Origin of the sequence: Pseudoalteromonas sp. NC201 (assembly GCF_002850255.1) — a bacterium.
Classification (GTDB): Bacteria; Pseudomonadota; Gammaproteobacteria; order Enterobacterales; family Alteromonadaceae; genus Pseudoalteromonas.
Map to the genome: position 1 here is coordinate 1022696 of NZ_CP022522.1, position 26364 is coordinate 1049059.

Below are 26364 nucleotides of genomic sequence, written 5' to 3' on the forward strand. Positions count from 1 at the left end.
AGTATATTGGAACCTAAATCCAGCGTCTATTTCAAGACATCTGCCAATTCCAAAACTTTAGAAATGTGGCTGGAGTACCAGGATTTGAACCTGGGAATGGCGGGATCAAAACCCGCTGCCTTACCGCTTGGCGATACTCCAACGAAGTAAAATCTTTTTGAGTTCTGATTTAAAAGAACATGGTGCGGAAAGAGAGACTTGAACTCTCACATCCGAAGATACTGGAACCTAAATCCAGCGCGTCTACCAATTCCGCCACTTCCGCACAGTGTAGCTAACATCTCAAAAAGAGATGGCTGGAGTACCAGGATTTGAACCTGGGAATGGCGGGATCAAAACCCGCTGCCTTACCGCTTGGCGATACTCCAACGAAAATTTGATTGTTTTAGTTCCAATCGAGAACATGGTGCGGAAAGAGAGACTTGAACTCTCACATCCGAAGATACTGGAACCTAAATCCAGCGCGTCTACCAATTCCGCCACTTCCGCACATCTTTTGGCATTAGTTATTGGAACCTAAATCCAGCGTCTATATTAAGACAACTGCTAATTCCGCCACTTCCGCACATCTTTTAGCGTTAGTTATTGGAACCTAAATCCAGCGTCTATATTAAGACAACTGCCAATTCCATTACTTACGCATATTTTTTGCGACAACAAATCGATGAGTTTTGGTAGTAGTTAAAGCATGGTGGCTATGCCCTGATTTGAACAGGGGACCCCATCATTATGAGTGATGTGCTCTAACCAGCTGAGCTACATAGCCATCTCTTTAACTTCTCATCATCGCTGATGCGGGGCGTATTATGCGTATATGCCCCCAAGCCGTCAACACCTTTTTTGCAAAAAATCTGCTAACACAGTTTGTTTGCAGATAAATTAAGCGAAACGGCTTGTTTTTATATCAAATCATGCGGGGCAATTGCAAATTTTTAACAAAACCTGTGAATTTTTATTCCTTTGAAGTCTATAACTTACTCTGAAGAACAAGGTACTTATTTGATTGAAAAGCAGAGTTGATAAAACTAAAAAGGAGCCGAAGCTCCTTTTATTGAAATAGCGTGTAGTAACTATAGTTACACATTAAATAAGAAGTTCATCACATCGCCATCTTTTACGATGTATTCTTTACCTTCTTGACGCATTTTACCTGCGTCTTTCGCACCAGATTCACCACGGAACTCGATATAATCATCAAAGCCGATAGTCTGTGCACGAATAAAACCACGCTCAAAGTCTGTGTGGATTTTACCAGCAGCTTGAGGTGCTGTCGCGCCAACAGGGATAGTCCATGCACGCACTTCTTTTACGCCAGCTGTAAAGTAAGTTTGCAGTTTCAACAACTCATAACCACCACGGATCACGCGGTTTAGGCCTGGCTCTTCTAAGCCTAAGTCATCCATAAACTCTTTCTTCTCTTCTTCTTCAAGTTCAGAAAGTTCAGCCTCAATTGCTGCACATACAGGGATCACAACCGCGTCTTCTGCTGCTGCAATTTCACGTACTTTGTCTAGGAATGGGTTATTTTCAAAGCCATCTTCGTTAACATTGGCGATGTACATAGTTGGCTTGATCGTTAAAAAGTTTAGGTAGCTTATTGCTGTCGATTCTTCTTTATTTAGCTCAAGTGAGCGAAGCGTTAAGCCTTCGTCCAAGTGCGCTTTCACTTTTTCAAGTACAACCAGTTCAAATTTCGCGTCTTTATCGCCGCCTTTCGCTTTCTTCGCGTTACGTAAAACTGCGCGATCTGCAGTATCCATGTCTGCAAGTACCAGCTCAGTGTTGATTACATCAATGTCTTCAGCAGGATCGATTTGACCAGCAACGTGCACGATATTTTCATTTTCAAAACAGCGAACTACGTGACCGATAGCATCCGTTTCACGGATGTTTGCTAAAAATTGGTTACCTAAACCTTCGCCTTTTGATGCGCCTTTTACCAAACCGGCAATATCCACAAACTCCATTGAAGTTGGGATAGTACGCTGAGGGTTTACAATTTCAGCTAGCTGGTCAAGACGAGCATCTGGTACTGGTACTACACCGGTATTCGGTTCGATAGTACAGAAAGGAAAGTTTGCGGCCTCAATGCCCGCTTTAGTCAACGCATTAAATAAAGTAGATTTACCTACGTTAGGTAAACCAACAATGCCACATTTAAAACCCATAGTGTTTATTCCTAAATTTCTACCGTATTATCTCAAGCACGCATCATGGCGAACGAGAAGCTTAGGTATTACTCAATCAATCGCAGCAGTGAACTGTTACGGTTTAAATGAATGTAGTCGATTTTGCGCTTTTAACACACCGTCTTTTGCGAGTATTTCCATACATCGGACTGCTTCATCCACAGCGGCATCAATTTTCTCTTGATCAGCTTGTGGTGCTTTGCCTAAAACCCACCCCGTGACTTTGTCTCTGTGTCCTGGGTGACCAATACCAACGCGCAATCGCATAAATTCTTTGTTATTTGCCATTTTAGCGATTATGTCTTTTAAGCCATTGTGACCGCCGTGACCACCACCTTTTTTGAGTTTGGCGATACCGGGTTCTAAATCCATTTCATCGTGAGCAACAAGAATGCTCTCGACGGGGATCTTATAAAAATTGGCAAGACTCGCAACCGCTTTACCACTTAAGTTCATATAAGTCGTAGGGATCAGCAATTTAAACTCTTGATTATTGATGAGCACTTTGCCGGTGAGGCCGTGATGTTTAGCGTCTGGTTTTAGGAGGCAGTTGTATCTTCTGGCTAGTTCTTCGATAAACCAAGCGCCAGCGTTATGACGGGTGTTTGCGTATTCGGGGCCTGGATTTGCCAGGCCCACAAGCATTTGAATATTATTCAAGGTGTTAACACCTGAACAATTACTCAGCTGCGTCTTCAGTAGACTCTTCAGCAGGAGCTGCTTTAGGAGCGTTTACTGAAACAACCGCTTGGTCGTGATCTGCACCTTTAGCAAGTTCAACTGAAACAACGCCAGCTGGAAGCTTGATATCAGATAGGTGTAGAGTTTCGCCAACAGCTAGAGTCGCTACGTCAACTTCGATGAACTCAGGAAGTCTTGCTGGAAGACAAGTGATTTCAATTTCAGTTAGTTGGTGAACGATAGTGTTGCCACCTTTAGTTGCTTTCTCTTCGTTGATGAAGTGAACAGGAACTTTAGTGTGAAGCTTTTGAGAAGCATCAACGCGTTGGAAGTCTAAGTGAGTGATCTTAGGCTTGTACGGGTGACGTTGCATATCTTTAAGAATTGCTTCAACAGACTCACCGCCAATGTTTAGCGTTAGGATGTGAGTGTAGAAACCTTCGTCTTCTTGCGCTTTCAATACTTTGTTGTGATCAAAAGTTAGTGAAACTGCATCTTTACCAGCACCGTATAGGATTGCAGGAACTTTGTCAGCGCGACGTAGGCGGCGGCTCGCACCAGTACCTAGGTCAGAACGTACTTCAGCGTCTAATTTGTATACAGACATGGATGTCTCCAAAATAATTTAAGTTAATGTGTCAGAGAGCTCGCGACCAAGCTCCCTGCCTAAAAAAGGCGCGCCAATATACCACTAACGCACTTGCAATGAAACCTATAAAACAAAAAAAGCACCAGAGGTGCTTTTTGGCTAATCAGTTTTGGTGCCGATTAGTGTTGAAACATCGCAGAGATTGACTCTTCGTTGCTGATACGGCGGATAGTTTCGGCCATCATATCTGCAAGTGTTAGTACTTTGATGTTATCAAGCGCTTTCAATTCATCAGAAAGTGGAATTGAATCAGTCACGATAACTTCATCGATAACTGAGTTGCGTAGATTTTCCGCAGCATTGCCCGAAAGTACTGGGTGGGTTGCGTAAGCGAATACGCGTTTTGCACCATGCTCTTTAAGTGCTGCTGCTGCTTTACATAAAGTACCGCCTGTATCTATCATGTCATCAACAATGATACAGTCACGACCAGCAACATCACCAATGATGTGCATAACTTGAGAAACGTTAGCCTGTGGACGACGCTTATCAATGATCGCTAGGTCTTTATCATCTAACAGTTTTGCAATCGCACGAGCACGAACCACACCACCGATATCAGGTGAAACTACTACTACATCTTCGAACTTACGCTCTTTCATGTCTTCGATTAGCACTGGGCTACCGAATACATTGTCAACAGGTACGTCGAAGAAGCCTTGGATTTGTTCTGCGTGTAGGTCAACGGTAAGAACACGGTCAACACCTACGCTTGAAAGGAAGTCTGCAACAACTTTAGCAGTAATTGGAACACGAGCAGAGCGCACGCGGCGGTCTTGACGTGCGTAACCGAAATAAGGAATAACGGCTGTGATACGACCAGCAGATGCACGACGTAGCGCATCAACCATGACGATTAACTCCATTAAATTATCATTTGTAGGAGCACATGTTGATTGGATGATGAATACATCTGAACCACGAACGTTTTCGTTGATTTGAACGCTAATTTCACCGTCGCTAAAACGGCCAACAACGGCATCACCTAACTCAATAAACAAACGTTTTGCAACTTTTTGAGCTAGCTCAGGTGTTGCGTTACCAGCGAAGAGCTTCATGTCGGGCACGGTAGGGTTCCTCAGGCACTGAATTTTTTGGACTAACATGCAATGACCATGAAATAAAAAAGTCAAAACAAGCTAACTTAAACAATTTACTTCTAGTTTTGCCAAGCGCGCAATTGTCGATGACAAATTGACTCACTTGTATTTTGGGCAATAAAGCCCTGCCAAGATGAAGGTAGAGTTTCGAGCACACGCAGCGCTGCCTCACGATTTTCAAACTCCGCGAAACAACAAGCTCCAGTACCAGTCATTTTGGTTGGTGCATATTTTAGCAACCACGCGAGGGTCTTTTCAACCTCGGGGTAAAGCTTTTTGACAAGAGTTTGACAGTCGTTGCCCGTATCCGAGAGTTTCCAACCACTTTTTAGCTTAGGCGTATTGCGCGGTAAGTCTGGGTGGGTAAAGACTAACGCGGTGCTGACATGAACGGGGGGGGCAACCACCAAATACCATTTTTTTTCGATGTCAATTGGCTCAAGTTGCTCGCCAACGCCGTGGGCTACAGCTGTTTTACCTTCAACAAAAACAGGCACATCGGCGCCTAGTTGGAGACCGAGTTTTGCAAGTTCTGGGATAGTAAGCTGACATTGCCACAGCATATTGAGTGCCAATAAAGTTGTCGCGGCATCGGACGAGCCACCACCAACACCTCCACCCATGGGAAGCCGTTTATTTAACTGAATATCGACACCAGCCGCAATTTTTTTATAGGGCTCAAGAATTTTGGCGGCTTTATAAATGAGGTTATCTTCAAGTGGAATACCTGCGGTGTTACCACAAATGACGATTTCCTGCTGGTTACTGGTTAGCGTAAATGCTAATTCATCACCAAAATCTAAGAAAGTAAATAAAGTTTCTAGTTCATGGTAGCCGTCTTCTCGACGGCCATTGATATGCAAAAAAAGATTTAATTTTGCCGGTGCGCTTAGCGTCAATGTCTTCATTTAAACTGCCATGAAGTGATTAATACTTTGACCTCAATATTGGTCGACGAGAGTTTCATGCGGCTAGGCAGCCACATTCCGTCTTGCATTTTATATTGTTGATAGGTGATTTGCCACACTCGGCCAGATGGGCTTTGCCACTGTGCATTGCTTATTCTGCCAAGATCATCAAGTTCACTGGCAGGCGCTTCAACTAAGCCCGTTAGCCATTGAGGGGCTTGATTGACCGGAAGAGAGAGACCACTTAAACGCTTAACTAAATCGCTACTGTCCATGCCTTTATGGACATTGTCTTCAAAGGTCAGCTCCGAATGTGTGTCTAATTCTTCTAGCTCGAATATGCGGGTGCCCACAAAACTGGTTAAAATCAGATTTTGTTTCTCTTCTTTTAAATACCAATTAAAGTTAGCTGATTGACGATTGTCTGGGGCAATAAATGCAAGTTTACCTCTCGCTTGCCAATTTTTTTGTTGTTTTAGCCTAGATTGCCAGTCTTGTGCTACGTTTTGCTGAGGTAATTGTTGCGCACAACCGGTTAAAATTAATAAAAATATGAGTAAAATCAAATGAAGTTGTCTCAAAGGCCTTTCCTTACTTTCCATATTCGATTGATTTTTGGTAAAATTGCCGGCTTTAAAGCAGGGCTCGAGCAATACTGGCATCTATGACCATCATCGCACTTGGTATCAATCACAAAACCGCGTCTGTAGAATTACGTGAAAAAGTGGCGTTTTCTCCAGAACAGCTTACAGAAGCATTGCACCAACTCCAACATTCTTCGCAGTTTAAAGAATCTGTGATTGTGTCGACCTGCAATCGAACCGAGATCTATTGTAGCCTTGAGTCTGCTGATCCCCAAGCACTACTCGGTTGGTTGTCAGATTTTCATAACATAGAGCAACGAGACTTAACAGAAAATGTCTATGTGCATATGAATCAGGATGCGGTGAACCATTTAATGCGAGTTGCCTGCGGTCTTGATTCATTGGTGTTAGGTGAGCCACAAATTCTTGGCCAAATTAAACAAGCTTTTAGTACGGCCAAACAACACCATGCAATTCAGCCAACATTTGAGCGTTTATTCCAAAAAACTTTTTCGGTGGCGAAGCAAGTGCGCACCGAAACCGATATTGGTGCAAGTGCTGTCTCAGTGGCGTATGCCGCTGTTAATTTAGCAAAGCATATTTATGGTCAATTGGATAAAACTCAGGTCTTGTTAATTGGTGCCGGTGAAACAATAGAGTTAGTTGCTAAACACTTATCGCAGCATAATCCAAAGTCAATCACAGTCGCGAACCGCACAATTGAGCGCGCACAAAACCTAGCAAAAGAAGTTGGCGGCAGTGTTATTTCACTGGCACAGTTACCAGATGCGCTACCAAGTGCAGACATTGTTATTAGTTCAACTGCGAGCACCTTACCAATTATCGGTAAAGGAGTGGTCGAGCAAGCGCTTAAAAAACGTCGCCATAAACCAATGTTATTTATTGATATCGCGGTGCCTCGCGATATCGAAAGCCAAGTGTCAGAGTTGGATGCTGCTTATCTTTATTCAGTTGATGACCTGCAGGCGATAGTCAATGAAAACTTGGCCAGTCGTGAACAGGCGGCTATTGAAGCGCAGCAGATCATCGATGTACGCACGCAAGAGTTTTCCGAGTGGCAACGTTCGCTGCATTCAGTGGATGTGATTAGACAGTATCGCCAAAGCGCGCAAGAAATTAAAAATGAGCTCGTGGACAAAGCACTAAATCAGCTACAATCGGGCAAAGAAGCAGATAAAATTATTATTGAATTAGCAAATAAGCTGAGTAATCGACTAACACACGCACCAACGCGCGCCATTCAAGAGGCTGCGAAAGAAGGCGATATAGATAAGTTAGCGCAACTCAAGCAAACATTAGGTATTGAGCAGGAATAACGTGTAAATGAAAGAGTCTGTATATCGTAAGTTAGAAACCTTAGTAGAGCGCTATGAAGAAGTTCAAGCGATGCTAAGCTCGCCTGAGGTGATTAGCGATCAGAACCGCTTTCGCGCCTTGTCAAAAGAGTTTTCAGAATTGGAAGATGTAGTTAAAGCGTTTACAGCCTACCAACAGGCTCAGGAAGACGTCGCAACTGCTGAAGAAATGCTAAAAGACTCAGATCCAGACATGCGTGAAATGGCACAGGAAGAGTATAAAGAAGCAAAAGCTGCCATTGCTGCGCTTGAAGATGACCTTCAAGTATTGATGTTACCCAAAGATCCAAAAGACAATAACAACGTATTCTTGGAAGTGCGTGCGGGAACCGGTGGTGATGAAGCCGCGATTTTCGCTGGCGATTTATTCCGTATGTATAGCCGCTATGCAGAAACGCAAAAGTGGCGCGTTGAAATCGTGAGCGCTAACGAAGGCGAGCACGGTGGCTATAAAGAAGTTATCGCTAACATTAGTGGCGACGGTGTTTATGGCAAACTTAAGTTTGAATCTGGTGCTCACCGTGTACAACGTGTGCCTGAAACGGAATCTCAAGGCCGTGTTCACACCTCTGCATGTACGGTTGCCGTGATGGCAGAGATCCCAGAGGCAGAAGCAATTGAAATTAATCCATCTGACCTAAAAGTGGATACTTTCCGTGCTTCGGGCGCAGGTGGTCAGCACGTAAACAAAACCGATTCTGCTATTCGTATCACTCACTTGCCGACAGGCGTTGTGGTTGAATGTCAGGACGAACGTTCACAACATAAAAATAGAGCGAAAGCGCTGTCTGTACTAAGTGCGCGCTTACAGCAAGCAGAAGATGAAAAACGTGCAGCGGCAGAAGCTTCTGAACGTCGTAATCTAGTAGGTAGCGGTGACCGCTCTGAGCGTATTCGTACTTACAACTTCCCACAGGGCCGTATTACCGATCACCGTATCAACTTGACGCTATATCGCCTTAATGAAGTGATCTCCGGTGAGTTGGGTGCTGTTATCGATCCGCTGGTTATTGAATATCAGGCTGATCTATTAGCAGCAATGAGCGAAAGCGATTAATGCCAACACTTAACATTGCCCAAGCCGTTGCTTGGGCAACCTCTGAGTTGTTACCACACTCCGAGTCAGCAAAGCTCGATAGCGAAGTGTTATTACTCCATGTGATCGATAAAAACCGCACTTATCTCTTTACTTGGCCCGAAGCTGAGCTTTCTGCACTAGAGCAGCAGCAATTCGAAGAATGTATTGCACGCCGTGTTACGGGAGAGCCTGTCGCACACATCACAGGTCAAAGAGAATTCTGGAGCCTGCCTTTAAAAGTGAACAACAGCACGCTTATTCCAAGGCCTGATACTGAGACTCTGGTTGAGCATGTTTTAACTCTCAGCATGCCAAATGACGCTCAGGTGCTAGACTTAGGCACAGGTACTGGCGCGATTGCACTGGCGTTGGCGAGTGAATATCCGGCTTGGCAAATCACCGCAGTAGATGCTTCAGCAGACGCCGTGGCGCTTGCAAAGTCTAATCAATCTCAGTTGGGCTTTAGAAACGTGTCGATTTTGCAAAGTGATTGGTTTAGTGCAGTTGCAGAGCAACAGTTTGATTTGATTGTGAGTAATCCGCCTTATATTGATGAAGCTGATCATCACTTATCACAAGGGGATGTGAGATTTGAGCCGCTCAGTGCGCTGGTCGCGGATGACCATGGCTATGCGGATATTTTTCATATCATCAGGACGGCTAAGCAACATCTGAACTCGGGGGGATATTTGCTGCTTGAACATGGCTTTGAGCAAGCAGATAAGATCCAACAGTTTTTTGCAGAAATGGCGTATATTAATATACTTACAATAAAAGATATGGCAGGGTGTGATAGAGTGACGTTGGCAATGTTGCCGTAAAGTCACGAACTCACACGAAAGTTAGGCGCTTCAATAGGATCCGCAATATGGATGATTTTTTGTTTTCAGACGAACCCGCTGACGTAGTTGAACCTGAAAAAGTAGGCACTTGGAAGGTTATTATTGTCGATGATGAGCCCGAAGTGCATGCAGTGACAAAATTAGCACTGAGTGACTTTGAGTTTCAAAAAAAGCGTCTGGAATTTATTAGCGCTTATTCGGGTGAAGAAGCAAAGAAAATCGTCGATGCCAATCCCGATGCTGCGGTGGTATTGCTGGATGTTGTCATGGAAACCGACGATGCTGGTTTGCAGGTCGCAAAATACATTCGTGAAACCGCCAAAAACAATCATATCCGTATCATTTTAAGAACTGGTCAGCCGGGCCAAGCGCCTGAGCGCCAAGTTATCGTGAACTACGATATCAACGACTATAAGTCAAAAACAGAACTCACCGCGCAAAAGCTCTTTACTGTCGTCATGTCGAGTTTACGTTCATATCGTGACATTCTCGCCATCGATCAATCAAGACAAGGGCTTGAGAAAATCATTAAAGCCTCCCGTGATATTTTTGCTACTCATTCAATTGAGAGTTTTATTGAGGGCGTGCTACAGCAACTTACGTCGCTGATAGGTACGGTCGACCAAGCTATGTATGCAACGTCACTTGCAGCGGGTAAAGAAGCTGGCCAAACGAACGATCAGCTGGTTGTATTTGCAGGGCGTGGAGAGTTTGAAAGTAGTGAAGGTAAGCCGATTTCTGAAGTGCTTAGCAGCGATCAAATGGATGCCTGCTTAAAAGCACTACAAGATAAAGATATTGTATATAAAGACAATTACCTATTTGCCTATTGCTCCAGTGACTATAACCACGCCTCAATGCTATTTGTGTCTGGTATTCCTGAGTTCTTAACCGAAACTCAGCGTCATTTAATCGATATTTTTGCCCAGAATATGCAATTGGCGTACGAAAATGTACAGCTACAAGCCGAGATTGAAGATACCCAGCAAGAACTGGTGATCCGTTTAAGTGAAGCGCTTGAGCTTCATTCCACCAATACCGGCAATCATGTTAAGCGCGTTGCATATCTTTGTCATACGCTTGCCAAAGAAATGGGTCTTTCTGATAAAGAAGCTGAGCTGGTGAAAATGGCGTCACCACTGCACGACGTGGGTAAAGTTGGTATTCCTGACGCGATTTTAAATAAGCCTAGCAAGCTGGATGACGAAGAGTGGAAAGTCATGCAAACCCATACAGACAAAGGCTTTGACTTGTTAAAAGACTCTCGCCGTGAGATTGTCAGTGCGGGCGCACTAATCGCTCGTGACCACCATGAAAAATGGGATGGCAGCGGTTATCCGAAAGGAAAAAAAGGCGATGAAATACACCTTTATGGTCGCATCGTAGCACTAGCTGATGTGTATGATGCGTTACGCCATAAACGTTGCTACAAAGAGGCATGGAGCCAAGAAGATGCACAAAAAGAGATTACTGCGCAAAAGGGAAAACACTTTGACCCCAAACTCGTGGATGTATTCAACCGTTGTATTAATGAGTTAGAATTGATCCTACAACGTTTCCCTGATTAGAGAATAATATGGATTACATGGCGTTAAAACATACGCACTTACTATTTGTGGTATTGAGCATAGTGCTTTTTTACACTCGCGCGTTTTCGCGTTTGGGTTCAGGTAAATTAGCAACAAACAAAGGCGTGTTTATTACCAGCCACAGCGTAGACACTTTGTTGTTAGTTACAGCGGTCATTTTGGCGGTAACGGCGGGGCTCAATCCTGCACAACAACCTTGGCTACTACAAAAAATCGTATTGGTGTTTGGTTATATCGCATTGGGCTTTGTAATTGCAAAAGCAAGTGTTAAAAAGACCAAATATTTGGCGCTAGGCGCTGCAACATTGGTACTAATGGCCATCGCGCACCTTGCCGTGAGCAAACAAGGCTTCTTTGCTTAACCATTTCAATTGGCGCTTGGTTTATCACCGAGCGCTTCAATATCTCCATAATAAGTAAACATTTTTACTATTTCAGCGAACGATAGATTGGTATTACTAAATTTCCCCCCTTGGGAATATGACAAAAAGTGGTAAACTAGTCGTTCTAAATGAAAGCAATTCAAGAGAAACCGAATTCTATGAAGAATGATATCTGGTTAGATGAGAATGACTTATCTCTCGATGACAATTCAGATGCATTTTCCTATCCGCCGTTGATCCGCTGTATCAAGGCTGAGCAAAGTTGGGATGCACAAGCTGACACCAATGAAACTTTGTGTCAGTTAGCAGAGCTTGAATTTGCCGTGGATGAAATTCGCCATAAGCATACAAACAATCATAAATGTTTGGATGAAATCTTAGACGCTTTTTATACCTTGTGGCTATTCAGTGGTAGCAGTCAAAAGGTGCCTGAATATAAGCTCAATAGCGTTTGTTACGCACTTTCTATGCGCAGTGGTACCAATACCGCACTGGGTCTTGTTTTAGTGCATCTGCTTGAACGAGCGAAATTAGAGGCCAGTCTTGCCCTAAGCCAAGGAGAGATTGTCGTACACGTCGCTTTTAGCGAAGAAGAAGGTTACGTCATTGAGCCAAGCTCAGGCCATCAGAGCTGGTACATAATTCCAGAAAACGAAAACAACCAAGACAAAGAGCAAGAAAAAGACCAAGAGCCGATGGAGCTTATTTTTAACGAAGAGTCGTTAAAGCTTTATTTGTCTCAGCAAAAGTGGGCGTTTATTGCGGCAGAAAAGTTTGGTCACGCGCTAAGTTGCGTCGAGCAATTGATGGATATCTTAGGCGATGATCCTTATGAACGTCGTGATAGAGGCTATCTACTCAACCAATTAAATTGTCCGAAGATGGCAAAAGACGACTTACAATTTTTTGTTGATGAATGTCCGGACGACCCAACCATTGAAGTGATCCAGCATCAGATCAAAGAGTTGGCCGATCATAATAATATTTTGCATTAAAAATAGTATATAAAAAATAATAACAGCGAGGATTTATGGAGCAAAGCGCTGCGCTCGTTACCAATAACGCGGTAATTATGGGCCTGTTGGCCGTTATTCTGGGGTTTGTTTTTTACACATCGAGTCAAAAAAGCGGAGTTTGGGCAAAGTTTTACAAGTACGTGCCAGCGCTGTTGATGTGTTATTTCTTACCATCTCTGTTAAATACCTTTGGTATCGTTGATGGCAACAATAACGATGTTTACACGGTAGCAAAGTATTATCTGTTACCCGCTTGTTTGGTGCTATTGACACTGAGTATTGACCTAAAATCGATAGCGGCTTTGGGTAAAAAGGCGATTATCATGTTCCTAACGGGAACGGTGGGTGTGGTGATTGGTGGCCCAATTGCGCTTTTACTTACTGCTACCTTTATGCCTGAGCTACTAGGTGTAACTGGCCCAGAAGCCGTATGGCGTGGTATGGCCGCGCTGGCAGGAAGCTGGATTGGTGGCGGTGCCAATATGGTGGCGATGAAAGAGATTTACGGCGCGGGCGGAGAAATCTTCACCATCATGGTAACGGTTGATATTGTTGTCGCAAACTTGTGGATGGCGTGCTTGCTCTATATGGCGGCGCGCAATAAAGAAATTGATGCGCGAACAGGGGCGGATACTTCTTCAATCAACCGCCTAATTGACAAAGTACAAGCATTTGAAGCTGAGCACGCAAGAAAGCCCGAACTTAAAGATTTGATGATCCTAGTTGGTTTTGCTTTTGGTGCAACGGGGTTTGCGCATTTTGCTGCAGACTTACTGGTGCCATTTTTTAGTAGTAATTACCCAGAGCTGAAGAAGTTTTCTCTTCATAGCAAACTATTTTGGATCATTGTTCTCGTTACGACCATAGGTCTGGCACTCTCGTTTACCAAAGCACGTCAATATGAAGCGGTTGGCGCGTCAAAAATTGGCTCAAGCTTTTTATATATTTTAGTAGCAACCATTGGTCTACACATGGATATCACCAAAATTGTTGAGGCGCCTAAATACGTCGTTATTGGTGTTATTTGGATGGCCGTACATGTTGGTTTGTTATTTATTGTTGCTAAATTAATTAAAGCACCTGTGTTTTATGTTGCCGTTGGCAGTAAAGCAAACATTGGTGGTGCGGCATCTGCGCCGGTGGTGGCCTCGGCATTCCACCCTGCGCTTGCTCCGGTCGGTGTGTTACTGGCGGTGCTTGGTTATGCCCTTGGTACTTATATGGCTTGGTTATGCGGACAATTGCTTCGTGTAATAGGCAGCTAAAGGATAAAAAATGAATACAGATATTATTAACGTTGCGGGACGAGAAGTCGCAAACGATAAGCCGTTTGTACTGTTCGGTGGAATGAATGTGCTTGAGTCTCGTGACTTAGCAATGCAAATCGCAGAGCATTACGTTGAGGTCACAAGTAAACTTGGGATCCCATACGTATTTAAAGCGTCATTTGATAAGGCTAATCGCTCGTCAATTAACTCTTACCGTGGCCCTGGCATGGAAGAAGGCTTAAAGATTTTTGAAGAAATCAAAAAGACCTTTAATGTACCGGTTATCACTGATGTACATGAGCCATTCCAAGCAAAACCCGTTGCGGAAGTTGCTGATGTGATCCAGTTACCTGCGTTTCTTGCCCGTCAAACTGACTTAGTTGTCGCTATGGCAGAAACTGGCGCGGTGATCAACGTGAAAAAACCACAGTTTTTAGCGCCACATGAAATGCGTCATATCATTAAGAAAATTAATGAAGCGGGCAATGACAAAGTTATCCTCTGTGAACGCGGCAGCAGCTTTGGTTATAACAACTTGATCGTAGATATGCTGGGCATGGATGACATGAAGCGTATGGCTCCTGTTATTTTTGATGCGACACATGCGCTACAGCGTCCAGGTGGTCGTAGCGACTCTGCCGATGGCCGCCGTGCTCAGGCTGCTGAGCTTGCTCGGAGCGGTATGGCACTTGGGTTAGCTGGACTCTTTATTGAAGCGCATCCGAATCCAAATGAAGCTAAGTGTGATGGTCCTTGTGCATTGCCATTGGCTAAACTTGAAGGCTACCTACAGCAGATGAAAGCGGTAGATGAACTAGTTAAGAGTTTTGCGCCACTGGACACCAGCGCAGCTGATTTATAATCTATACCCAAGCGACCTCATTATTAGATGTTGTTTGGGGATTTTACTTGCCCGCGGTTAGCGGGTTTTTTATAGGCATGAATGAATGTCACGACGAGTTCCACCATTAAATGCATTAAAAGCCTTTGAGGCGGCGGCACGACACCTGAGCTTTACCAAAGCAGCAGAGGAGTTGTACGTCACTCAAGCTGCGGTTAGTCATCAAATTAAAATCTTAGAAGAACATCTAGGTTTAAAACTGTTTTTGCGAAAAAATCGCTCCTTACTGTTAACTGAGGAAGGGCAGGGCTATTACCTCGATATTAAAGATATTTTTTCACAATTAATCGATGCGACTGAAAAGCTCCTAGCACGAGGCGCAAAAGGGTCGCTAACGGTGAGTTTGACGCCAAGCTTTGCAATTCAATGGTTGGTACCAAGGCTGAGTAACTTTAATGAGTTGCATCCTGAAATCGACGTACGGATCAAAGCCCAAGATCACGACGACAACTCGTTAACGGATGACGTTGATGTCGCGATTTACTATGGCCGTGGTAATTGGAATGGGGTGCAAACCCATAAGCTACATACTGAGTATTTAGTGCCGTTATGTAGTCCATTTTTATTAACCGGCCCAAAACCGTTAAATCAGCCAAGCGACCTAGCGCAACATACTTTACTCCATGACACCACGCGTCGCGCTTGGAAGGCATGGATGAAAACCGCTGGGGTCAGAAATGTGGCGGTCAATACCGGGCCTATCTTCAGTCACTCTTCTATGGTGTTACAGGCAGCAATTCACGGCCAAGGTGTGGCGCTGGGAAATAGCGTACTGGCAAGACCGGATATAGATGCAGGGCGACTGGTTATTCCGTTTAGTCACCACCTCGAAAGTAAAAATGCCTATTATTTGGTATTTAGAGAGTCGCAGTCAGAGCTGGGTAAAATAGTTTCATTCAAAGAATGGATGCTCGGTATGGTAGAACACGAACAAGAGTTAAATAGTTTATGAGCGCAGTAAATATTGAATGGCACTATGCTGAAAACCCAGTTGCACAGTTTATTTTTGCCCATGGTGCAGGCGCAGGAAGCGATAGCGATTTTATGCAAGAAATGGCTAAATTGCTTGCTTCTAAGGGCGTTCAAGTTGGGCTCTTTGATTTTGAATATATGCAGCAAGCCAAACAAGAAGGGAAAAAACGCCCACCAGAGCGTGCCCCTAAGCTACTCGCGTATTTTCAACAAGTACTGGCCGCAGTAGAACCAAGTCTACCGCTCTTTATTGGTGGTAAGTCAATGGGCGGGCGTATGGCATCTATGCTGGCCTGTGAAACCACTGTAAAGGTGGAAGGAGTACTTGCGTTTGGCTACCCATTCCACCCGCCTGGTAAGCCGGAAAAGCTCAGAGTGGACCATTTTCCTGAGCTGAAATGCCCGCTGCTCATTTTACAAGGCGAACGTGATACCTTTGGCAACCGCACAGAGGTTGATGCCATGTGCTTTCCAGAGCAAGTCATGGTGAAATGGCTCAAAGATGGCGACCATTCACTCAAGCCACGTAAGGTGAGTGGTGTAAGCGAGTCAGAGAGCCGCGCGAATGCTGCCGTGATTGCGGCGAATTTTATTAAGGAGCGCTGTCATGGCTAAGCTCTACTTGATTATTGGCAGCGTGTTTTGTTTATTGTCTGTGGCTCTAGGCGCGTTTGCCGCTCACGGTCTCAAAGGACGTTTGAGCGACTATGCCATTGGTATTTTTAATACGGCGGCGCAATACCAAATGACTCACGGCCTTGCCATTATTGCCACCGCGTTTTTAATCAAATGGGGCCTCAAGGTACAAGTTGCTGGTGGCCTGTTTATTGCTGGTGTACTGCTATTTAGTGGTAGTTTGTACTTACTTGCCTTAACGGGTATGAAATGGCTAGGGCCTATCACTCCAATTGGTGGTACCTGTTTTTTAATTGCTTGGATTTTATTGATAGTTCAAGCTGCTAAATCTTCCTTTTAATCTAGAGAATCTAATGTCGAGTATCGTTATCTATTGTCGCGGTGGTTTTGAAAGTGACGCCGCAGCCGAAATTAATCATTATGCTGCAAAGCATGGAATTGCTGGCTACGTAAAAGCTAAGCCGAATACTGCTTTTGTAACATTTGAGTGTTTTTCGCCAAATGATGCTGAGACCTTAGCGAAAAAAATCGACTTTAAGAAACTGGTGTTTGCAAGGCAGTGGTTTGTTGGCTCTTTACATACCCATATGCCGATTGAAGACAGAGTGAGCGTGATAAAAGCGGCTGTGGAAGATTTTCCTTTGTGTGGTGAGCTGCGCGTTGAAACGCCAGATACTAACGAAGGAAAGGAACTTTCTAAATTCTGCAAAAAGTTTTCAACGCCTTTGTCTAAGGCGCTCGAGAAGCAAAACAAGCTGACTCGTGAGGTAAAACCTGCCAAGCCTGTATTACATGTATTGTTCCTTGCCAATAACACCGCTTATGTTGGTTATTCGTTTAGTGATAACAATTCACCATTTTTTATGGGGATCCCACGTCTGAGAATGCCATCGGACGCACCAAGCCGCTCGACGCTAAAATTAGACGAGGCATTCCATGTCTTTGTGCCTAAAGATCAGCAAGAGATACGTGTGCGTGCGGGGATGCGAGCCGTTGATTTAGGTGCTTGTCCTGGTGGTTGGACATACCAACTCGTACGCCGTGGCATGTTTGTCGCCTCAATCGATAATGGCCCGATGAATGATGACCTGATGGAAACGGGACAAGTGAAGCACTACCGTGAAGATGGATTCAAATATCGCCCAGAAAAGCGCAATATTGATTGGCTGGTGTGTGATATGGTCGAAAAGCCAACGCGTGTTGCAGATTTAATGGTGGACTGGGTGGTGAATGCGTTCGCTCGAGAACTGATCTTTAACTTAAAGCTACCGATGAAAAAACGCTTCGATAGCGTGTATGAATGTCTTACGCTTATCCATGAAGAGCTGCAAAAGTACAATGTGGATTACGAGATCCAAGCAAAACACCTATATCATGACCGTGAGGAAGTCACAGTACATATTAATGTGCTTAAAGTACCGCAAAATTTGTATAGCTGATTTGTGGGAGCGATTTTACATCGCGATATTTTTCATCAAGCTCGCCGCATAAAGCGGCTCCCACACGGGTGTTAGCTTATTTGTAGGAGCGATTTCACATCGCGATCTTTTTCATCACGCTAGCCGCATACAGCAGCTCTCACACAGGTGTTACCTAATTTGTGGGAGCGATTTTACATCGCGAACTTTTTTATCAAGCTCGCCGCGTAAAGCGGCTCCCACACCTATGTTACCTTATTTGTAGGAGCGATTTCACATCGCGATATTTTTCATCAGGCTCGCCACGTAAAGCGGCTCCCACACCTATGTTACCTTATTTGTAGGAGCGATTTTACATCGCGATATTTTTCATAAAGCTCGCCGCGTAAAGCGGCTCCCACACGGGTGTTACCTTATTTGTAGGAGCGATTTTACATCGCGAGCTTTTTGTCTTAATCAATCAGTCTTAATAACTCGTTACGCGGTTGATTTCTGTAAGCGATGTCACCCCTGCGGCGGCTTTTTTCAGGCCAGATTTACGTAAGTTATCAAAACCTAACTGCTCTGCTTTTTCGGCAATCTCAAGAGAATTGCCCCCTTCCATGATCAGGTGCGAAAGCTCTGGCGTGATTTTTACCACCTCATAAATACCCACACGGCCTTTGTAACCGTCGGTACAGTTTTCACAGCCTTTAGGCGCGAAAAGGGTAATCTCTTTAATTTGCTCGGCAGTAAAGCCTTGCCCTAACAAGGCTTCTTCCGGCAGCGTTTCAGGTGTTTTACACTTAGGACAAAGGCGTCTTGCGAGACGCTGGGCAATAATCAAACTCACCGAGCTTGCTACGTTGTATGCTGGCACGCCCATGTTTAATAGGCGAGTGAGTGTTTCAGGCGCAGAGTTAGTGTGCAGCGTACTCAATACTAAGTGACCGGTTTGGGCGGCTTTTATCGAGATCTCAGCGGTTTCAAGGTCACGGATCTCACCAACCATCACCACATCCGGATCCTGACGCAAAAATGCTCTCAAGGCATTGGCGAAAGTCATATCTGCTTTGGTATTGATTTGTACTTGGTTAATACCCTCAAGGTTTATTTCGACAGGGTCTTCCGCCGTGCTGATATTGCGCTCTGGCTGATTAAGAATATTCAAGCCAGTGTAAAGTGACACGGTTTTACCGGAACCCGTTGGGCCGGTTACCAAAATCATGCCCTGAGGCTGCTCTAGTGCGTCGAGATAAAGCTGCTTTTGCTCTGGTTCATAACCTAGCACGTCAATGCCGAGCATGGCGCTGGACGAATCTAGAATACGCATTACGATTTTCTCGCCCCACATGGTAGGCAGTGTACTCACACGAAAATCGATACTTTTGCGCTCGGAGATCTTTAATTTAATGCGGCCATCTTGCGGTTTACGTTTTTCCGCTATGTCTAAGTGCGCCATCACTTTGATACGGGCGGCGAGGCGAGTAGCCAGTGTGTTTGGTGGACTTGCCATCTCATGCAGCAGGCCATCGATACGAAAACGCACGCGGTATTTTTTTTCGTAGGGCTCAAAGTGCAGATCCGACGCGCCTTTCTTTATCGCGTCCATTAAGATTTTATTGATATAAACGATAATTGGCGCATCGTCTTTATCTTCGTTGGTGTTTTGCTGTTTAGGCTCGTCATCAACTTCTAAGTCGGCAAATTCTTTAAATTCTTCTTCAGAGATCGAGAGACCGCCCGTTGCATCAAACAGCTGATCAATCTTTGCTTCGAGCTTTTTGTAGTCGGCGACTAAGACTTCACACTGTAATCCAGTACTAAACTCAAAGTTCTCAAATGCGCCAAAATCAGTAGGATCGGAAGCCGCTACATAGAGTTTTCTACCTTTTTGTACCAGCGGTAAAATATGGTGCTTACGGATCAGCTTTTCTTTGACTAGCGCCGGTGGAATTTCACTAACGTTAAAGTGATCAAGATTAAAAAAGGGCACCTTGAATAAGTCTAGGCATTCTTCAGCTAGCTCTTTGGAGCTCATTCCTGAACTTAGGCAAATCAACTCGGCGGTGGTGTTTGCTTCTGACTGGCGAGACTTTATTTGCTCAGCAGTAACTCGCCCTAAGGTAATAAATTTACGCAGTAGCGGGGAATGATGTTCCATAGTACCTCTTTGCCTTCACATTGAATGCATATTCAATATTTATCATTAAGTTGGAAAAATGCCAAGTTATCACTGTGAGTGTAGATTAAGTTTTACAGCCAAGTCTAGCCTAATTATTTAGTCTTACTTTCACTTTTGCTAGATTGATAAACTCACTGTGTAATCTATCTGCCTCTTGCAGGCTTTCAAGTAGCGGTCGGTCGTTGTCTAGTATGTAGTCCGCTTTTGCTTGTTTATCTGAGCGCGGTAACTGCGACTCGATAATACGGTTTACTTGCGCTGCATCTACCGAATCACGGCTGGTTGTTCTTGCGATTTGCGTATCAACCGCGACATCAACAAGTAAAGTGGCGTCGCAGTAGCGCTCTAAGCCATTTTCGAACAGCAGGGGCGCCGCTAAAACCACGTAATCGCTTTGCGCTGCGTTTAACTGCGTGAGTATTTCATTACGGATAAGTGGGTGAAGTAGCTCATTAAGCCACTGTTTTTTGTCGGCATCAGCAAAAATAATGGCTCTTAACTTGGCCCTGTCTAAGTTGCCGTCAGGCTGTAAAATGGCACTGCCAAACTCATCAGCAATTGCTTGCAGGCCAGCGCTGCCAAGCGCGACTACTTCTCGTGCGACGATATCGGCGTCAACAATCTCTATCCCTTTTTGCTGCAAGTGGTTAGTGATGGCCGTTTTACCCGCACCAATACCGCCCGTCACCCCTAAAATCCAATTATTCGTTTTTAGCATTGTCTTACTTTACATTATTAAGTTTACGTACCACAGCTGCAGCTGCTCGCCGTACATTAAGGTGATCCAGCCTGCGATGGCTAAGTAAGGGCCAAATGGGATTGGGGTGGCTTTATCTCTGCCTTGAACACTTAATTGGATGCTACCAATAATTGCCCCGACCAGGCTTGAAAGTAGCACTATGGTTAGAATTGCTTGCCAGCCCATCAATGCCCCAAAGATGGCTAGCAGTTTAAAGTCGCCATAGCCCATGCCTTCTTTACCTGTAAGTAATTTAAAGAGCCAATACACACTCCATAAACTCAAATAACCTATGGCCGCACCAATGATGGCATCATTGGGCTCGATGCCAACACCAAAACAACTGGCAACCAGTACTAACCATAAGGTTGGTAGTGTTAACTGATCGGGCAGCAACATTTCGTCGATATCGATAACCGTAAGTGCGACTAACACCCAAGTAATTAAAATGTACAGAGTAGCTTCTAAAGTGGCACCAAAATGCCACGCAACCCATGTGGAGAGTAGGGCGGTTGTTAGCTCCACCAAAGGATAGCGGACAGAGATTGACGCGTCGCAGTGGTTGCATTTGCCTTTTAATAATAGCCAGCTGATCAGTGGAATGTTTTGCCACGCTTTAATCGGCGTTTTACAGCTCGGGCATTGAGAATTTGGTTTAATTAAATTAAATACGGGTGCTTCAGTGGTTTGTTTGGGTAGCTCATCGGCGAGCAACACGCGACATTCTGATTGCCAGCTCTGCTTCATCATTTTAGGTAAGCGAAGAATAACCACATTGAGAAAGCTACCGATGCAAAGACTAACGAGTCCGACAGTGAGTAACCAATACCATAACTGGGTTTGCATCAAGTTGATAATATCTTGCATAAGTTGGGCGCTTGCTTATATTTTTTGTTTAAATTACCGAGGCATGCTCGGTATAGGTTTTTTCAGTTTACCACACAGCACTATTGAGAGGCACAGCACGGTACCTCTAAATGGTGTAATTTTGTGAACAAAATTAAATAACAGAGCCTAGTTGGAATATCGGTAAGTACATGGCAATGATAAGGCCACCGATCAGTACGCCGAGGACCACCATAATTAATGGTTCTAATAGGCTAGAAAGGCCATCCACCGCATCATCGACTTCTTGCTCATAAATGTTGGCAACCTTTGCCAGCATACCATCTAGCGAGCCCGATTCTTCACCGATAGACACCATTTGCACCACCATATCAGGGAAGACCTTGGTGTTATGCATTGCCCAGTGCATTTGGTTACCCGAGTTAACCTCTGCTTTAATTTCTTTAATTGCGTTTTTATAAATAATATTGCCCGATGCACCTGCGGCAGAATCGAGCGCATCACCAAGGGGAACACCCGCAGCAAAGGTAGTAGAAAGTGTGCGAGCATAACGCGCTACGGCTGCCTTTTTAAGGATCTCGCCAATCACTGGGATACGTAACATCATACGGTCATTAAAATGCTTTACCGCAGGGCTGCGAATAAGCATTTCTTTATAGGTGTAACCAAAAAGGCCAATACCAAGTACAAATACCCACCAATATTCCTGCATAAATTCGGAAATCGCGATAACCATTAGCGTAAAAGCTGGGAGTTCGGCACCAAAACCGTTAAATATATCCTGAAACTGAGGTACAACGAAAATAAGCAAAATACCAGTAACAATTAGGGCTACAGCAATAACAGCGACTGGATAAAATAATGCTTTTTTAATTTTGGACTTTAGTGCTTCTGATTTTTCTTTATATAGAGCTACTCGATCAAAAATAGTATCTAGTGCTCCCGATTGTTCGCCTGAGTGGACAAGATCGCAATAAAGTTCATCGAAATATCTTGGATGAGCACGCAGTGATCTAGCAAGAGGTTGTCCTGCTTTAACTTCATCGCAAATGTGGCCAATTAACTTTGATAGGCTTTTATTTTTTATTCCTTTTGAGAGCATTTCTAAGGTCTGTACCAAAGAAACACCAGCCATCAACATGGTGGCAATTTGTCTGGTGGTAGTCGCAATATCTGCGGCGGTTATTTTCTTTGCGCCACCAAAACCAAATAAGGGTTTGGGTTTTCGCTTTACTTTTGACGGAATAACGCCTTGCTTGCGAAGTTGAGCTTTCACCAAAGCGACACTCTGACCTGTCATTTCACCTTGAAGCTTTTTTCCTCGGTTATTGACACCGGACCATATAAAAGTGTCTAAGTTATTAGCATTATTCTTATCTGATTTCATGGCTTAGCAGGTGCCTTCTGCGATGCAAGTACTAGATGAATTAAGAGACCAAATGATAGTGTTGTTGCTTTCAGAACCTTCAAGAATGTAGTTGTCATTTGTACCATTTGAAGCGCTCGGGTTAGCAATACCCGTAATTTTTATTGTTGAGTCAAAGCTTATTTGAACAGAGCTTACGTGTAATGGAGAACTTATTGATGATAAAGATAGACCAAGTTTTTGAAATGTATTGCAGTTTTCTAACTGATAAGCTCCTCTAGTTACGTAGCAAGTTTCAACTCCTTTCTTTACAGCTTCTACTGCAATTATCACTTCAACAAATCTTGCTTTTTTAAATTTGTTGTCAAAAAGGGGTATGGCTATACTTGCTAGAATGGAGATAATAGCTATTACAACCATAACTTCCAACAAAGAATATCCAAGGCTAACAGAATAGCCTTGGTATTTGTATGAATTTGCCCTACTAGCAAAGACCATCGGCTATACAGTCACCAGTTTGGGCCCATGTTAATGTTCCATTGGTTGCTGTCGGGGTAAGTACAAATGTACTGCTGTCAACTGATGCGGCACCCGTTGCTGTAATTACGGCAGTTGTTTCTGTAACTGCAACTGAGGCTACGTGCGTTCCAGCTGCTGCACCATCAGCATCCAGACCGATTTCGGCAGCAGTATCACAATTAGCTAAAACACCAGCGCCACGAGTTTGGAAGCAAATATCGACCAGTTGTTTTACCGATTCGGCCGCCAACACTACTTCTGTAAAGCGCGCTTTTTTCGTATAGTTTTGGTAAGCAGGCAGAGCTACTGCTGCAAGAATACCGATGATTGCGATAACAATCATTAGTTCGATTAGGGTAAAACCACCCTGTTGTTTTTGAGTCATGATGTGTCTCCTAAATTTTAAGTGTCTTAACCATAATAGGTTTAAGTTAAGCGTTTATTAAAACCTTTGCAATAATTACCAATCCATCGAATCAACAAACTGGTGTGCTCAAATTGACTTAACGGCGACCAAGAAGATGCAACAAGTTCATCATTCAAAAATCTTAAAAGCTAAACCCGTTAAGTTTGTGACCGTTCCCTAATCAACTAGAAGTGTAGCACCGATTTAGTTTCAGCGATCACAATTAACATTTACTTTAATAGTAAACGCTGAGCTCAGCAATTGAATTTTAATAATAAATTATTGATTCTCTTGCGGTAGCTCAAGCTTTCCTAATATCGGTTCAAAAAACGAACGGAATTAATCGTTACTGAACATTAAGATCTTGTTACACTCTAGTTCTTTTGTCGTATTTAACGGGTTTTAAGTAGGTTTGTCAACGAAATAGAAAACTTTCTCTATTACGGAGGGTTACAGAGTGAGTGCAACATTATTTGCTGGTACAAAGTGGTATTCTTTTTAAAAATGAAAAATCCGATATCTTAAGGAGCGGAAAAATCAACTGAGGTGAGTGATTTACTGGTTACTTGATAGCACTATAAAAAAGAAAGGGCCCGGCAATGAGCCCTATCAGAGCGCTTTTTTAAATTTAGCGAAAGTTATTCGAAGCGCATCGACAGGTCGATGCTTTGTACATGTTTGGTCAGTGCGCCGCTTGAAATAAAATCAACACCGGCTTGTGCGTAAGTCGTCAAAATTTCAATGGTCATATTACCAGAGACTTCTAGCTTAGCTTTGCCTTGCGTGATTTCAACCGCTTGTTGAATTTCACTTACGCTGAAGTTGTCCAGCATAATAATATCGCTGCCCGCATCTAAGGCTTGTTGTAATTCGCCTAGGTTTTCTACTTCAACTTCCACCGGCTTGTCTGGGTGGTTATTACGTGCAGTCGCAACGGCTTTGGCGATACTGCCACGGGCGGCAATGTGGTTTTCTTTAATAAGATACGCGTCGAAGAGGCCAATTCTGTGATTTTTACCACCGCCACATTTAACGGCGTATTTTTGTAGCGCTCTTAATCCTGGGATGGTTTTACGTGTATCTAGCAGTTTGGTTTGCGTACCACTTAACACCTCAACATATTTTGCTGTGGTGGTTGCCGTGCCCGATAGCGTTTGTACAAAATTAAGCGCCGTGCGCTCTGCGGTTAGAATCGCTCTCGCTGAGCCGCTTGCGGTAAACAAGCGAGTGTTGGCGGCGACAAAATCGCCGTCGTTCACAAGTACGTTGACGCTAACACTTGGGTCAACTTGTTGAAAAACTTCTTCGATTAACGCCTTGCCAACGAACACACAATCTTCCCTTGTGATCACATAGGCATTTGCTTGCTGCGTTTCTGGGATAAGGGCTGCGGTAATATCACCTTCGTTTGGTGTTTGATAATTAAGGTCTTCGTCTAGCGCCTGCTTTACCAATTGGCTGATAAGGTTTTGGTCAATCATAGGTTGTCTTTTCATTTTTTCTGCAATGGCCGAATTTTACGCGCGTTTGCCTAGGAGTACAATTGATGGAGAAGAAATCACGAAATTTGGCGGGGTGGATTTTATTTCGCGGGGTAAACCCGCTGCTACGGTTAGGTGTTGTTTGCTGTGATTTGATGTTGAACCCTTGTGTGTTTTGTAGCAGCGACTTTATGTCGCGACAGAGTATTTGAAATACAAAGCCGTGTTTGTAAAGAATGAGTTGATGGCCAAAACGGAGGTCGCGGGGTAAACCCGCTGCTACGATTATGTATTGCTTGCTGTGACTTTATGTCGCGACAGAGTATTTGAAATACAAAGCCGTGTTTGTAAAGAATGAGTTGACGGGTAAAACGGAGGTCGCGGGGTAAACCCGCTGCTACGTGTATGTATTGCTTGCTGTGACTTCCGTCGAAACCAATATGTATTTTCGTAGCAGCGACTTTATGTCGCGACGGTGTGTTTGAAATGCAAAGGCTTGTTTGTAGAGAATGAGTTGATGGCTAAAACGGAGGTTGCGGGGGAAACCCGCTGTTACGGTTATTGTTTGCCAGCTGCAATTTGATATCAAACTATTATGTCTTTTATGTCGCGGTACTATTGTTACATTACACATAAACCCATCCCTACCTTTTGTCTTATTTTGTCTTTATAATCGAATGCAAACCAAGGCTTGGAACTAATACTTTGAATTGGCTACCTTTTGCTAAACACAAGCAATCCCCGCATTACGATGAAAGACCACAAGCGTGTGAGATAGATTTACTGGTGATCCACAATATCTCGCTGCCTGCAGGGTGCTTTGGCACGCCTTATGTGGAAGACTTATTTATGGGCACGCTGGACTGCGGCGCACATCCAACTTTTTCTGACTTAGAGGGAGTAAGGGTGTCGGCGCACTGCGTTATACGTCGTGACGGTAGCATCACCCAATACGTTCCCTTCATTGAACGGGCTTGGCATGCTGGAGTGTCGCAGTGGCAAGGTCGAACGCGTTGTAATGACTTTGCAATTGGTATTGAAATGGAGGGCACAGACACCACGCCATATACCGAAGCACAATATGCGAGTTTAGTAAAAACAACGCGTTGGCTGCAGCAGCACTATCCAAAGCTGACGAATGATCGTATTGTAGGGCACAATGATATTGCTCCTGGAAGAAAGACAGATCCGGGGGCTGCATTTGATTGGCAGCATTATTTTACCTTGTTAAATAACCAAGAGAGCTAGGCAAG

26 protein-coding genes and 5 tRNA genes are annotated in these 26364 nt (G+C 44.1%); 13 read left to right on the forward strand and 18 right to left on the reverse strand.

Annotated elements, in window-relative coordinates; all coding sequences use genetic code 11:
• Positions 1 to 66: 66 nt before the first annotated feature.
• From PNC201_RS04105 to lolB, 11 genes are all read right to left on the reverse strand, one after another.
• A tRNA-Gln gene (locus PNC201_RS04105) sits at positions 67 to 141 on the reverse strand.
• A 39-nt stretch (positions 142 to 180) separates the two neighbouring features.
• A tRNA-Leu gene (locus PNC201_RS04110) sits at positions 181 to 265 on the reverse strand.
• Positions 266 to 293: 28 nt separating this feature from the next.
• Positions 294 to 368 (reverse strand) — tRNA-Gln (locus PNC201_RS04115).
• Positions 369 to 404: 36 nt separating this feature from the next.
• Positions 405 to 489, reverse strand: a tRNA-Leu gene (locus tag PNC201_RS04120).
• Positions 490 to 689: 200 nt separating this feature from the next.
• Positions 690 to 766: transfer RNA gene (locus PNC201_RS04125), tRNA-Met, on the reverse strand.
• 310 nt (positions 767 to 1076) lie between these two features.
• Entirely contained in the window at positions 1077 to 2168 is a 1092-nt protein-coding gene (ychF, locus tag PNC201_RS04130) for a redox-regulated ATPase YchF (RefSeq protein ID WP_102056254.1), read from the reverse strand.
• Between the two features lie 96 nt (positions 2169 to 2264).
• Positions 2265 to 2849 carry an aminoacyl-tRNA hydrolase gene (pth, locus tag PNC201_RS04135; RefSeq protein ID WP_010607356.1) on the reverse strand — a complete coding sequence of 195 codons (585 nt, stop codon included), beginning with the start codon at positions 2847 to 2849 and terminating at the stop codon, positions 2265 to 2267.
• A gap of 19 nt (positions 2850 to 2868) precedes the next feature.
• The gene (locus tag PNC201_RS04140) at positions 2869 to 3477 is read right to left on the reverse strand and encodes a 50S ribosomal protein L25/general stress protein Ctc (RefSeq protein ID WP_102056255.1); all 609 of its coding nucleotides are present in this window, start codon (positions 3475 to 3477) and stop codon (positions 2869 to 2871) included.
• A gap of 161 nt (positions 3478 to 3638) precedes the next feature.
• Positions 3639 to 4586, reverse strand: coding sequence for a ribose-phosphate pyrophosphokinase (locus PNC201_RS04145; protein WP_010370444.1), 948 nt, complete (start codon positions 4584 to 4586; stop codon positions 3639 to 3641).
• Between the two features lie 92 nt (positions 4587 to 4678).
• Entirely contained in the window at positions 4679 to 5527 is an 849-nt protein-coding gene (ispE, locus tag PNC201_RS04150; RefSeq protein ID WP_102056256.1) for a 4-(cytidine 5'-diphospho)-2-C-methyl-D-erythritol kinase, read from the reverse strand.
• Positions 5524 to 6108, reverse strand: a complete 585-nt coding sequence (lolB, locus tag PNC201_RS04155) for a lipoprotein insertase outer membrane protein LolB (protein WP_158299104.1) — start codon at positions 6106 to 6108, stop codon at positions 5524 to 5526. The genes ispE and lolB overlap by 4 nt, the downstream gene beginning before the upstream one ends.
• Before the next feature lie 83 nt (positions 6109 to 6191).
• Between lolB and hemA the strand changes: the two genes are divergently transcribed.
• From hemA to rlmM, 12 genes are all read left to right on the forward strand, one after another.
• Positions 6192 to 7448, forward strand: coding sequence for a glutamyl-tRNA reductase (gene hemA, locus PNC201_RS04160; RefSeq protein WP_010370453.1), 1257 nt, complete (start codon positions 6192 to 6194; stop codon positions 7446 to 7448).
• A gap of 7 nt (positions 7449 to 7455) precedes the next feature.
• Positions 7456 to 8544 carry a peptide chain release factor 1 gene (gene prfA / locus PNC201_RS04165; RefSeq protein ID WP_010607352.1) on the forward strand — a complete coding sequence of 363 codons (1089 nt, stop codon included), beginning with the start codon at positions 7456 to 7458 and terminating at the stop codon, positions 8542 to 8544.
• Complete coding sequence (prmC, locus tag PNC201_RS04170) at positions 8544 to 9386, forward strand: peptide chain release factor N(5)-glutamine methyltransferase (RefSeq protein WP_102056257.1); 843 nt, start codon at positions 8544 to 8546, stop codon at positions 9384 to 9386. Before prfA ends, prmC begins: the two co-directional genes overlap by 1 nt.
• Before the next feature lie 47 nt (positions 9387 to 9433).
• Positions 9434 to 10975 (forward strand): response regulator, encoded by a 1542-nt coding sequence (locus tag PNC201_RS04175; RefSeq protein ID WP_102056258.1) that lies wholly within the window; start codon positions 9434 to 9436, stop codon positions 10973 to 10975.
• Between the two features lie 8 nt (positions 10976 to 10983).
• Complete coding sequence (locus PNC201_RS04180) at positions 10984 to 11358, forward strand: SirB2 family protein (protein WP_029215915.1); 375 nt, start codon at positions 10984 to 10986, stop codon at positions 11356 to 11358.
• Between the two features lie 149 nt (positions 11359 to 11507).
• The gene (locus tag PNC201_RS04185; protein ID WP_017217935.1) at positions 11508 to 12374 is read left to right on the forward strand and encodes a tetratricopeptide repeat protein; all 867 of its coding nucleotides are present in this window, start codon (positions 11508 to 11510) and stop codon (positions 12372 to 12374) included.
• Positions 12375 to 12409: 35 nt separating this feature from the next.
• Complete coding sequence (locus PNC201_RS04190) at positions 12410 to 13660, forward strand: DUF819 family protein (protein WP_102056259.1); 1251 nt, start codon at positions 12410 to 12412, stop codon at positions 13658 to 13660.
• A gap of 10 nt (positions 13661 to 13670) precedes the next feature.
• Positions 13671 to 14525, forward strand: coding sequence for a 3-deoxy-8-phosphooctulonate synthase (gene kdsA, locus PNC201_RS04195; protein ID WP_010370475.1), 855 nt, complete (start codon positions 13671 to 13673; stop codon positions 14523 to 14525).
• An 85-nt stretch (positions 14526 to 14610) separates the two neighbouring features.
• Positions 14611 to 15516: a transcriptional regulator GcvA gene (locus PNC201_RS04200; protein WP_088531408.1), complete on the forward strand. Its 906-nt coding sequence runs from the start codon at positions 14611 to 14613 to the stop codon at positions 15514 to 15516.
• Positions 15513 to 16151 carry an alpha/beta family hydrolase gene (locus PNC201_RS04205; RefSeq protein ID WP_045989837.1) on the forward strand — a complete coding sequence of 213 codons (639 nt, stop codon included), beginning with the start codon at positions 15513 to 15515 and terminating at the stop codon, positions 16149 to 16151. The genes PNC201_RS04200 and PNC201_RS04205 overlap by 4 nt, the downstream gene beginning before the upstream one ends.
• Positions 16144 to 16512, forward strand: coding sequence for a DUF423 domain-containing protein (locus tag PNC201_RS04210; RefSeq protein ID WP_102056260.1), 369 nt, complete (start codon positions 16144 to 16146; stop codon positions 16510 to 16512). The genes PNC201_RS04205 and PNC201_RS04210 overlap by 8 nt, the downstream gene beginning before the upstream one ends.
• A 13-nt stretch (positions 16513 to 16525) precedes the next feature.
• Positions 16526 to 17611: a 23S rRNA (cytidine(2498)-2'-O)-methyltransferase RlmM gene (gene rlmM / locus PNC201_RS04215; protein WP_102056261.1), complete on the forward strand. Its 1086-nt coding sequence runs from the start codon at positions 16526 to 16528 to the stop codon at positions 17609 to 17611.
• Positions 17612 to 18056: 445 nt separating this feature from the next.
• On the opposite strand, the gene pilB is transcribed toward rlmM, so the two are convergent.
• The 7 genes from pilB to nadC all read right to left on the reverse strand — a co-directional run bounded on the left by pilB (position 18057) and on the right by nadC (position 25111).
• Complete coding sequence (gene pilB / locus PNC201_RS04220; RefSeq protein ID WP_010607343.1) at positions 18057 to 19733, reverse strand: type IV-A pilus assembly ATPase PilB; 1677 nt, start codon at positions 19731 to 19733, stop codon at positions 18057 to 18059.
• 109 nt (positions 19734 to 19842) lie between these two features.
• The gene (coaE, locus tag PNC201_RS04225) at positions 19843 to 20472 is read right to left on the reverse strand and encodes a dephospho-CoA kinase (RefSeq protein ID WP_102056262.1); all 630 of its coding nucleotides are present in this window, start codon (positions 20470 to 20472) and stop codon (positions 19843 to 19845) included.
• A gap of 9 nt (positions 20473 to 20481) precedes the next feature.
• Positions 20482 to 21360, reverse strand: a complete 879-nt coding sequence (locus PNC201_RS04230; RefSeq protein WP_102056263.1) for a prepilin peptidase — start codon at positions 21358 to 21360, stop codon at positions 20482 to 20484.
• Positions 21361 to 21493: 133 nt separating this feature from the next.
• Positions 21494 to 22726 carry a type II secretion system F family protein gene (locus PNC201_RS04235; protein WP_102056264.1) on the reverse strand — a complete coding sequence of 411 codons (1233 nt, stop codon included), beginning with the start codon at positions 22724 to 22726 and terminating at the stop codon, positions 21494 to 21496.
• A gap of 3 nt (positions 22727 to 22729) precedes the next feature.
• Positions 22730 to 23203, reverse strand: coding sequence for a prepilin-type N-terminal cleavage/methylation domain-containing protein (locus tag PNC201_RS04240; protein ID WP_102056265.1), 474 nt, complete (start codon positions 23201 to 23203; stop codon positions 22730 to 22732).
• Positions 23190 to 23609, reverse strand: a complete 420-nt coding sequence (locus PNC201_RS04245; protein WP_102056266.1) for a pilin — start codon at positions 23607 to 23609, stop codon at positions 23190 to 23192. Before PNC201_RS04245 ends, PNC201_RS04240 begins: the two co-directional genes overlap by 14 nt.
• 659 nt (positions 23610 to 24268) lie before the next feature.
• Entirely contained in the window at positions 24269 to 25111 is an 843-nt protein-coding gene (gene nadC / locus PNC201_RS04250) for a carboxylating nicotinate-nucleotide diphosphorylase (protein WP_102057843.1), read from the reverse strand.
• 705 nt (positions 25112 to 25816) lie between these two features.
• Here nadC and ampD point away from each other — a divergent pair.
• Positions 25817 to 26359, forward strand: coding sequence for a 1,6-anhydro-N-acetylmuramyl-L-alanine amidase AmpD (gene ampD, locus PNC201_RS04255; protein ID WP_102056267.1), 543 nt, complete (start codon positions 25817 to 25819; stop codon positions 26357 to 26359).
• The last annotated feature ends 5 nt before the right edge of the window (positions 26360 to 26364 follow it).